Origin of the sequence: Escherichia sp. TW14182 (genome assembly GCF_000208525.1) — a bacterium.
In the GTDB taxonomy this organism is placed as follows: domain Bacteria; phylum Pseudomonadota; class Gammaproteobacteria; order Enterobacterales; family Enterobacteriaceae; genus Escherichia; species Escherichia ruysiae.
The window spans coordinates 1-6,106 of record NZ_AEJZ01000190.1 but is presented as its reverse complement, the minus strand read 5'-3'; the positions used below and the strand labels follow the sequence as shown (position 1 = coordinate 6,106).

The window sequence follows — 6,106 nt, the reverse complement described above, 5'->3', positions numbered from 1 at the left end:
AACCCTCTCCCCAGAGGGGCGAGGGGACTGTCCGTGCGCTTTTAACCTTTAATTCCCAACAGCGCCGAAGCACTCGCCTTACCGCTCAACAACTCATCAGTCTTACCCTGCCAGGCGATGCGCCCGTCGGCGACCACCACCGAGCGCGTGGCGATCCGCGCCGCATCTTCCACACTGTGCGATACCATCAACAGCGTCATTTTTTGCTGCTGGCAGCTCGTGCTCACCAGCGTCAACATCTCCTGACGTAACGCCGGATCGAGCGCGGAGAACGGTTCATCAAGCAATAAAATCGGCTGTTCGCGTACCAGACAACGCGCTAACGCTACGCGCTGCCGCTGACCGCCGGAAAGCTCGCCAGGCAACCGCGCCATTAAATTATCAATCCCCATCTGACGGGCGATAGCGTGCATTTTCTCCTGTTGTACCGCGTTCAACTTCAATCCCGGATTTAGCCCCAGCCCGATGTTCTGCGCTACCTTCAGGTGACTGAACAGGTTGTTTTCCTGAAACAGCATTGACACCGGACGGCGTGACGGCGGCGTCGTGGTGTGCTCAACGCCGTCGATAGTCAGCGAACCGCTGGCTGGCGTCAGAAAACCGGCGATCAAATTCAGCAGGGTACTTTTACCTGCGCCGCTTGGCCCGAGGATCGCCACCTGCTCGCCGCGTTCCACCGTTAAGCTAAAACGCATCGGCAAATGGTGGTAAAGCCAGGTGATATCAGTCAGTTTTAACATTTCGCCCCGGTAGTTTTTCAATCACGGTAAACAGCAGAAAACAGAGCAGCAGCAGAATTAACGCGGTGACCGCACCGTCCTGGCTGCGATAAGAGCCAATTTGCTGGTAGAGATAAAACGGCAGGGTGCGGAAATCGTCGTTACCGAACAACGCCACCACGCCAAAATCACCAATCGACAGCACGCAGGCAAAGGCCAACGCCTGCGCCAGCGGGCGTTTCAGCGCGCGAAACTCGACCACTTTTAAGCGCGACCAGCCTTCAATGCCCAGCGACTGACACAACATGCTGTAGCGGGTGGTGATATCGCGCATCGGATTTTCCAGCACCTTCAGCGCGTAAGGGATCGCCATTAACGCATTGGTGAAAATCACAATGCCGTCAGCAGATTGTGGCAGGCCAGTCGTATTGTTGAGCAGCAAAAAGAAACCCGTTGCCAGTACAATACCCGGCATGGCGAGGATCAACATGCCGCTCATCTCCAGCGCCTGACCCGCCAGTATTTTTTGCCGCGCCCGCAGTTCGCGACTGCTCCACAGCAGCATCATGGTCAGCACCACGCACAATACGCCTGCTGCCAGCGCAATACGCAACGAGGTCCACAGCGCCTGCCACAGCACCGGTTGCGTCAGCACTTCCGGTAGCTGGCGATTCACGCCATCAACAATGACCGCCAGTAACGGTGGCAGCAACAGCAGCAGCGCCAGCACAATCAACACAGTGTCGCAAATGCGGCTATGCAGACGATCGTCCGGGTCGCGCCAGCCTTGCAGCATCGTGGTGCCGGGCGCAATGGCCTTACTTAATCGCTGACTCAACAGCACCAGCCCAAGGCAGCACACCATCTGGATCAGCGCCAGCATCGCCGCGCGGGCGGGATCGTAGTCGTAACTCAGCGCCTGATAGATTGCCAGTTCGATAGTCGTCGCCTGTGGCCCGCCGCCCAGCGACAGCACGGTGGCGAAGCTGGCGAAACAGAGCATAAAGATAAGCGCAGCAACCGGCGGGATTTGTCGCCGTAACCACGGCCATTCGACGAAACGAAAGAAGTGCCAGCCGCGCATCCCAAGCTGTGCGGCAAGCTGGCGCTGCTCGCCGGGAATATTTTCCAGCGCCTGAAGTAATAAACGGCTCGCCATCGGCAGATTAAAAAATACGTGCGCCAGCAAAATGCCTTGCAGGCCGTAGGGGGAAAATGTCCATTCCAGACCAAGCGTTTGCCAGAGTGATGCCAGCCAGCCCTGGCGACCATAGACGCTAAGAATGCCGAAAACGGCGACCAGCACCGGCAGGATCAAGGTCATTGCGCACAGACGTAACAGCGCCAGCCGACCCGGAAAGCGCCTGCGATAGAGCGCGCGGGCAAGGAATATCGCGGGCACGACAGAGAGCAGCGCCGAGAGAAACGCCTGCCAGAAGGAGAAGCGCACCACATGCCACAGGTAGCTGTCCTGCCAGATTGTCGCCCAGTCACCCTGCGGCGCGTTCCACCACAGCGCGAGAAACGCCGCCAGTGCAACCGCTACCACCAGCGTGGCGGCGCTTACGCCTGGAATTAACCAGCCGGGAATTAACGGCTGACGGCGCGTTGCCATTCGCTAATCCATGCCTGACGTTGTGCCGCCACTTCGGCTGGCGTGAATTCCAGCGTGGTTGCTGGTTTGGTCAGTTGTTCAAATCCGGCAGGCAGCGCGACGTTTGCCACCGGATACATCCAGTTGCCGGTTGGGATCGCATTCTGGAAAGCCGGAGAAACCATAAACTGGAGGAATTTTTGCGCCAGCTCCGGCTGCTTGCTGGCAGCGGTGCGGGCGGCGACTTCCACCTGCAGATAGTGACCTTCGCTGAAGTTCGCGGCGGCGTAGTTATCTTTCTTCTCTTCGAGAATGTGATAAGCCGGAGAGGTGGTATAACTCAGTACCAGATCGCTTTCGCCTTTTAAAAACAGGCCGTAGGCTTCGCTCCAGCCTTTGGTGACCGTGACGGTTTTCTTCGCCAGCTTCTGCCAGGCTTGCGGGGCGTTATTGCCATAGACTTTTTGCATCCACAACAGCAGACCCAGCCCCGGCGTACTGGTACGCGGATCTTCATAAATCACTCGCCAGTTCTGATCGCTCTCAACCAGCTCTTTCAGGCTTTGCGGCGGATTTTTTAGTTTGTTCTTGTCATAGACGAAGGCGAAGTAGCCGTAATCAAATGGTACGAAAGTGTCATTATTCCAGCCGCCGGGAACGTTAACGGCATCGGCTGCCACGCCGCTTTTGGCAAACAGTCCGGTTTTGCTGGCGGCATCTAACAGGTTGTTATCCAGCCCCAGCACCACATCGGCTTTGCTGTTTTTGCCTTCCATCCGCAGACGGTTGAGCAGTGAGACACCATCTTCCAGCGCCACCAGTTTCAGTTCGCAGTTACAGTCGGCTTCAAAGGCTTTTTTAACCACCGGACCAGGCCCCCAGTCGGCGGCGAAGGAGTCGTAGGTATAAACAGTCAGAACGGGTTTAGCAAAAACGGGCGCTGTGCACAGCAACAGCAGGGGAAGACATTTTTTTAACACTTTGCACCTCAAAAAAGAGTGGCAAAGGACTTGAGAAGGAGCCTCAAATCCCTTCGCCGGCGTTATCCGGATCAGGTTCGACGGGTATTTTCTCAGCGCACGCGTCTGCGTGGCACCCCGTTGAGAACGGCGTTAGTGTAGTGATTTTGTTATCAACCAGCAATCATGGATCCGGCGGCGCAAACCACGCCGATTTAAAATCGAACCAACCGAGGGTATTCATGCGCAGGCCGCGCATACTGCGTTGCCCCTGAATAATCAGCCAGTGATGGATCAGCGGCACCATTGCTTTGCTGGCGACCAGTTGCTGGCACCAGTTCGCCAGATTCATCTCGCCATTGCGCCAGCGGGCGGCGTCGGCTTGCCAGTCGATCTGAATACAGTGTTGTAGCAACGGCACCTCGCACAAGTGCGCGAACAGCGAAAAATCTAGCGGTAGCGTAAAGTTGGCGCTGTTAAGCCAGATGTCGCTTTCAATCTCACCTTCGTGCCACTGATCGTAGCTGATCTCTTTGATTTCCAGCGTGACATGGTGACTTGCCAGAATCTGCTGCATGATCCTGGCAATGACCCGATGTTCAATATGATCCTGGTAAAAGGTCAGGGTGAGATGTTCCAGTCCGGCTGGTTTTTCGCAATGTGTCGGGCGGGCATGGTGCCAGCGGGGGAGCATTCCATAAGCCGGGAACCACAGTTGCTGGTACTGTTCCTCGGCGAAATAAACCAGATTGGTCGGAGAAAGCACATAGCTTACCCAGTTTCTGACTTGCTGATTCGCCCCGCGATGGGTGCGGCTGTCGAACAGTAAATAGTAGCAACCTTCCTCCAGACGGCTTTCAATCTCTTTTTCCTCGCCCTGTGGTCCTTTCAGCATCAGCCCTCCGGCTGGCTCGTCGGCAATTTCCGGCAAGACCCAGACGTTAACCTCGTCGATTAGCGCGCGATAACCGAAGAAGTCATCGAATGCCTGAATTTTCAGTTGATTGGCGCTGTTACGCATTACCGCATACGGACCGGTGCCGATGGGATGGCTGGCAAAGTTGCTGAGGTTTTCCCATTCACGCGGCAGGATCATCGCCGGAACTTGCCCCAGCAGTAACGGCAACCAGCGGTCTGGCTGCGTGAGATGGATATCCAGCGTCCAGGGCGTCGGCGATACAATTTCAGCAATATGCGAATAGAGCGGCAGCGTATTGATCCGTTTCAATGAGGCGATCACGTCGTCCATTTCCAGTTCACGACCATGATGAAAATGGACACCCGGACGTAAAAAGAAGCGCCAGTGAAGCGGGGAAATTTGTTGCCAGTGGTGGGCGATGTCCGCTTCCAGTTCCCCATTTTCCTCATTTATGCGGGTTAACGCGCTGAAGATTTGCCGGGCGATATGCGTTTCGGAACGGCGTAATGCGCTGCCAGGCAGCAGGTTGCGCAACGGACGATAGTAGAGGACGCGCAGGATGTGCCGTCCCTGGCGGAAGCTACGCCCCAGATGAGAGACCAGCATTTGCCGCACGGCGCTTTTATCACCGACAAGTTGTACCAGTTGGTCGATGCGATCCTGCTCCAGCAGATCCTCTGCCCGCTGTTGTTGTAGCGCCAGCCCGGTATAGAGGAACGTTAAACGCGAGCGTTTGCCGCGCCCGACTTCCGCTTCCCACGTCAGCCAGCCGCGATCCTGCATGGTGTTGAGCAGGGTGCGCATATGACGACGGGAGCAGCTCAATAACTCCGCCAGTTCGTTCAGCGTTGTCTCCTGAGATTTACCCTCACAGCATTGCCACAGGCGGATGAACTGTTGTTGCAGACGAGCAGATGGCATAAAAGGGGAACTCCTGCGCAAAAGTCAGCAATTTTATTTTCCCTATATTAAGTCAATAATTCTTAACGATAAAGCAATGAGGTATCCCATGCGTCAGTTTTAGCGGCACTATTTTATCGTGACAGAGAAGATGTGCTGGCTTCGCGGGTTAAGCGTTCTACAACGTTTAGCTATGCCTGAAGAACAAGATGCAGTGGGAGGGGAGTGATTCTGACTACTGATTTGCAGACATCATGTGTGACTGAGTATTGGTGTTAATCGCCACGCCAGCAGTGAATACCTGCTGGCTTTTTTCTTTTTAGCGATTGAGTGCCGGACGGTGTACAAACTAACGCATAAACGCCGGTTGCTTCTCTTCATAAGCCGCAATGGCGTCGTCGTGCTGCAGGGTCAGACCGATGCTGTCCAGACCATTCATCATGCAGTGGCGGCGGAAGGCATCGATGGTAAAGCGATAGGTTTTCTCTCCCGCTTTCACCTCTTGCGCCTCCAGATCCACATCGAAGTGAATCCCCGGATTGGCTTTCACCAGGGCAAACAGCTCGTCCACTTCTTCATCGCTTAATTTCACCGGCAGCAACTGGTTATTAAAGCTGTTGCCGTAAAAGATATCGGCGAAACTCGGCGCAATCACCACTTTAAAACCGTAATCGGTCAACGCCCACGGCGCGTGCTCACGCGAGGAACCGCAGCCGAAGTTTTCTCGCGCCAGCAAAATGGAAGCCCCTTGATATTGCGGGAAGTTCAGCACAAAGTCCGGGTTTGGCTGTTGGCCTTTTTCATCGAGAAAACGCCAGTCGTTAAACAGATGCGCGCCAAAACCAGTGCGCGTCACTTTCTGCAAAAACTGTTTCGGGATAATCGCATCGGTATCGACATTGGCGGCATCCAGCGGAACCACCAGGCCTGTGTGTTTGATAAATTTCTTTGCCATAGTGTGCTCCTTATTTGATGTTGCGAATGTCGGCGAAATGTCCGGTCACGGCAGCGGCGG

Annotated in this window: 5 protein-coding genes and 1 riboswitch; all 5 genes read right to left on the bottom strand. The window is 55.2% G+C overall.

Annotated elements, in window-relative coordinates:
- Window positions 1–41 precede the first annotated feature (41 nt).
- Complete coding sequence (gene thiQ, locus EQY_RS0115910; protein ID WP_000916306.1) at window positions 42–740, bottom strand: thiamine ABC transporter ATP-binding protein ThiQ; 699 nt, start codon at window positions 738–740, stop codon at window positions 42–44.
- Window positions 724–2,334, bottom strand: coding sequence for a thiamine/thiamine pyrophosphate ABC transporter permease ThiP (gene thiP / locus EQY_RS0115905; RefSeq protein WP_000235655.1), 1,611 nt, complete (start codon window positions 2,332–2,334; stop codon window positions 724–726). Before thiP ends, thiQ begins: the two co-directional genes overlap by 17 nt.
- On the bottom strand, window positions 2,310–3,293 hold the full coding sequence (gene thiB / locus EQY_RS0115900) for a thiamine ABC transporter substrate binding subunit (protein ID WP_024212615.1): 984 nt from the start codon (window positions 3,291–3,293) through the stop codon (window positions 2,310–2,312). Before thiB ends, thiP begins: the two co-directional genes overlap by 25 nt.
- A gap of 30 nt (window positions 3,294–3,323) precedes the next feature.
- Window positions 3,324–3,423, bottom strand: a riboswitch (TPP riboswitch).
- Between the two features lie 33 nt (window positions 3,424–3,456).
- A complete protein-coding gene (sgrR, locus tag EQY_RS0115895; protein WP_024212614.1) occupies window positions 3,457–5,112 on the bottom strand; it encodes a DNA-binding transcriptional regulator SgrR in 1,656 nt (551 codons plus the stop codon).
- A 328-nt stretch (window positions 5,113–5,440) separates the two neighbouring features.
- Window positions 5,441–6,046 carry a 3-isopropylmalate dehydratase small subunit gene (gene leuD / locus EQY_RS0115890; protein WP_001074488.1) on the bottom strand — a complete coding sequence of 202 codons (606 nt, stop codon included), beginning with the start codon at window positions 6,044–6,046 and terminating at the stop codon, window positions 5,441–5,443.
- Window positions 6,047–6,106: the final 60 nt, after the last annotated feature.

Excerpts from the sequence above, each read along its gene's own strand:
- thiP (WP_000235655.1), bottom strand. The coding sequence starts at position 2,334 with ATGGCAACGCGCCGTCAGCCGTTAATTCCCGGCTGGTTAATTCCAGGC.
- sgrR (WP_024212614.1), bottom strand. The coding sequence starts at position 5,112 with ATGCCATCTGCTCGTCTGCAACAACAGTTCATCCGCCTGTGGCAATGC.
- leuD (WP_001074488.1), bottom strand. The coding sequence starts at position 6,046 with ATGGCAAAGAAATTTATCAAACACACAGGCCTGGTGGTTCCGCTGGAT.
- thiQ (WP_000916306.1), bottom strand. The coding sequence starts at position 740 with ATGTTAAAACTGACTGATATCACCTGGCTTTACCACCATTTGCCGATG.